We start from the raw sequence: 660 nt of genomic DNA, 5'->3' as shown, positions 1-660 counted from the left end.
TGGTCCCACTCCTTCCCATCCCGAACAGGACAGTGAAACGCCTCAGCGCCGATGATAGTGCGGGTTCCCGTGTGAAAGTAGGTCATCGTCAGGCTCTTACAGCCCAAACCGCCCAGCCCCTCAAAAGGCTGGGCGTTTTGCTTTGGGGGCGCCGCGCGGGCGCCAATCAGCAAGCGCGCGCTAAAGTCAGGATGTCAGCGTTTCGCGATCAGGCCGTAAGAGATTTGCTCATATAAACGGTGATGCCACCCATGAAGGGCTCCTCGCGATCGATAGCGAATCCGTATCGAAGATACAAATCGACGTTCGACTCAAACAACTTGTTCGTGAAGAGTCGGAGTCCTTTGAGTCGCAGGGCCAGTGCCGTTTCCTGTGCTCGCTCCAAGAGGATACGTGCACAACCGCGGCGCTGAAACGTTGGAGCGACCGCGAGGTTTTCAATTAGCAGCCATTCCGACTCGGGGATCATCTCAACCAGGGCCGCGAGCATGCCGTCGACCTCCAGCAGATCGATCAGATGGTATGGGCGCCTCCCTCCTACTACTGCTAGGCACGACACCTCGGCAGTGTCAGAGTGAGCGTCCCACCGTCAACATCGAATGGAGGCCATCATGGAACGAACCGTCATTGCCGTCGACATTGCCAAGAAGGTGTTTCAGC

General features: G+C 57.3%; 1 protein-coding gene and 1 rRNA gene. One reads left to right on the top strand and one right to left on the bottom strand.

The annotated features are described in order from the left end of the window. A 5S ribosomal RNA gene (gene rrf / locus AC1DF3_RS37030) occupies positions 1–94 on the top strand; the annotation flags it as partial. 114 nt (positions 95–208) lie between these two features. On the opposite strand, the gene AC1DF3_RS37025 is transcribed toward rrf, so the two are convergent. After that, positions 209–559 carry a GNAT family N-acetyltransferase gene (locus tag AC1DF3_RS37025; RefSeq protein WP_478142818.1) on the bottom strand — a complete coding sequence of 117 codons (351 nt, stop codon included), beginning with the start codon at positions 557–559 and terminating at the stop codon, positions 209–211. Between the last annotated feature and the right edge of the window lie 101 nt (positions 560–660).

It is taken from the genome of Variovorax sp. 10N432, assembly GCF_056394465.1.
This window is presented reverse-complemented; position numbering and strand designations above follow the sequence as displayed.